At 42.0% G+C, this 2,949-nt stretch carries 1 protein-coding gene; it reads right to left on the bottom strand.

Annotated elements, in window-relative coordinates:
* Positions 1-292 precede the first annotated feature (292 nt).
* Complete coding sequence (locus ACESM0_RS13550; protein WP_372906737.1) at positions 293-2,575, bottom strand: hypothetical protein; 2,283 nt, start codon at positions 2,573-2,575, stop codon at positions 293-295.
* Between the last annotated feature and the right edge of the window lie 374 nt (positions 2,576-2,949).

The following is a 2,949-nucleotide window of genomic DNA, read 5'->3' as shown; positions in this document are numbered from 1 at the left end:
CGGCTTGGCCTTATTGGTTGGTAATGTAATTAAATCTCTGAATTTCTTTTAGCAAACAAATTTTAAACCGCCAAACATCGGCTAAGTCCGCATTGAAACCGTGGTTATAGGGCATTGTGTTAATGGTTTAGTATTGATGTAACGATTTGTGTCTATATGCCATTAGCGGATAATCTCCCAATAATTCCTTTGAGAGAATCACTGTTCGTAAAGCACAAAGTTTAATATATGTCCTGACTTATGAATTACCAATGCACCCTATATTGCTCATACATTCTGTTAGTAACTGATATTATTCTACCCATAGAGGAGCTCCATCTTCCCATTTGTTATGAGTGATTCGGTAGCGCTCTTTAGTTTCTACATGATAGGCTACGATTTCTCCATACATCTGGGGTGAGAAAATGATAGGCTGTATGAGTGCCTGTTCATCGTTTATACCATATCCCTCAGTGGTGTATATCACCCACTTGCCGTCCGGGGAAAAGTGGGCATGTGCATTTTGTCCTGCGCCGACAGAGATTTTTTTGGGCTCTGTCCAGCTGTTGTCCGGGTTCAATTTCATCAGGAAAATATCCATTGTTTTATACTCCTCTTCACTTCTTAATCTGTCAGATGCGAAAACAATTTTGTCTCCCTGTTTTGAAATGGCGGGGAAATTATCCCGGTGTGTATCCTGTGTTAGGTTTACAATTTTGTCATCTGTTTTTAAGTAAATATCAAAGTTCCCGCTTCTTCCGCTTCTAAAGACCATTTTTCCATCTTCACTGAAATCAGCAAATCCATCGTTGTAGGGTGTGTCGGATAATTTTGTAACACGCTGGGTATCGAAATCATACTTCCAGATATCTCCCTGGGTTTTGGGCTTACCCCTGAAACTTCCGGTTGTAAAAATGAATGAGCTGCCATCATGTGTAACCTTACTGTCTAACACCCTAAAATTGCCCGGATTAATGCCCGGTTCTTTTTCAAATGTAAAGAGCGCACTCTTTTCTCCCGATACATAATCTACTCGGTAAAATTCCAAAGTAGAATTCACAAAATGATTGATAAAGAGCGTACAAAGGAGTGCAAAAAGAGCCATTCCGAAAAAGAGAGTGCTGTACAACTTTGAGAGTCGGTAGACATCTTTCATGTTATTTTTTTGTCGAGTATGTCGTTTGTATTGCCACCATCCCAAAGCAATCAAAAAGACCGTGAGCAGGCCCATGACTAAACGAATTGTCAATACTGACTTCGGGTTGACGGCATCGATATATAGGAAGAGCCCACCTGTAGCGATTCCAATAATGAGAGTGAGAAAACTGAACAGCAGGTATCTCCAGAATGAAATCTTCTTTCTGTTTCGAATTCCCATAACGATGCCCGCTACAAAGAGAATGGCCATTAGCAATGGTAGCCATAACACACTATATCCCATGGGCTTCAGGAAATCAAAAATACTTTGTATGTCTGAGGCATCATAAAACAATAGCGTATTTCCGACCTGTGGAGGAGCCACAAAAGCCCTGCGAACCCCATAAGCTTTAACCTCTTGATCACCGAATGTGAGCAAATCGGGTATTTTTGTCAGAATATCTCCGTCAAACCCGAAGTTCCCTGGCACTCCCGGGCCGGATGCATATTTTCCACCGTGAAAAACCATCATTCCATCAGGGTGAATATCTGCATTGAACATCAGATCTGGATTTTCTGAAAAGAGCGGGGTGATTTGATCTGTTGCCGGATCAAACTGCATAATTTTAAAATCCCGCTGGTTCTTCCATGTGGTGAAGGCTATTTTGCCATCTGACATCAGTTTTGGCGAAACAGCCGGACCGGAAAACTCAAAGAGTTGTTTCTGATCTGATCCGTTCGCATTCATTTCAAAAATGGAGTGATTACCGGTTCGATCGGTATAGAAAATGATCTTTGTGCCATCGGCCGACCATACCGGGCTCCCGTCCCACGAGTTTGAATACTTGAGCCGTTGGAGATTCTCACCGGTGATATCTACTGAATAGACGTCGCCGGTTCGCTGTCGGGCAAAAGGAAAGCGAGGATGAGGTACAATTTCATGACCTCTGTCACTGCTAAAGGCGATTTTATTTCCATCGGGAGAAAAGCTTGGCCTAAAATCTCCAGCGGAGTGTTGGGTAAGGTTTACGGCTGATGAGATCTCCTGAATCGAATCCGGTAAAAAAGGGATGAGATAAATCTCTGCATTTCCTTCGTGGGAGGCGACAAAAGCCAACTGGGTGCCATCAGGTGAGAATGTCGCCTGATCCTGAAAAGAGGAGCTTTTCACCAAAAGGGTAGGCGGCCTAGCTCTATCTATCGCTTTCACAAAAAGTTGGGGGATTCCGGATCTTTCTGAAGTAAAAACCACCCACTTACCGTCAGGGCTAATCACAGCATCGTAGTCTAACGCAGGGTGGTCTGTAAATTTTGAAATGTTATTTCCAGTATCTCTGGAAATGTAGATGTCCCAATCTTGCGGGCTGAATGATGAATAAAAAATTCTTTCAAGCGACTGGCCAAAACTGATTGTACTATAAAGCAGTATCACTAAAATGGTGAATATAATTCGACTCATATCGTATTGATTTTGTTAATAAGGAAGGCATTCTCTCAATGCCAATAAAGTTATCTGTACAGGTAAGATTTGACAAATGTTATCGCAGGATTACCAATTGAATATGGATAAACGGATGTTTATTTCATAGTGCAGGCATCAGTTTAAGCCAATGAACTATAGCTAGTATCCCAAAAACGATAAATAAGCCCTATAACGGCCCAGCGTTTAAACGGCGCGGGGATTATGATTTCTTTGAAGTAGCAAAATTAATTCCTTGCAATCAAGTCTAATCGCACCCCGTCCGCGTCCGATTTAAAACGCTTTGATATTATTCATGGCCTCCTCCCAGAATCGTAGATTACGGTTCTGCCAAACTCATAACAAACCCAAGG

The sequence above is a fragment of the Rhodohalobacter sp. genome, assembly GCF_041686455.1.
Classification (GTDB): Bacteria; Bacteroidota; Rhodothermia; order Balneolales; family Balneolaceae; genus Rhodohalobacter.
Note: the sequence above shows the minus strand (reverse complement) of the source record. Positions and strands in the feature narration are given on the sequence as shown.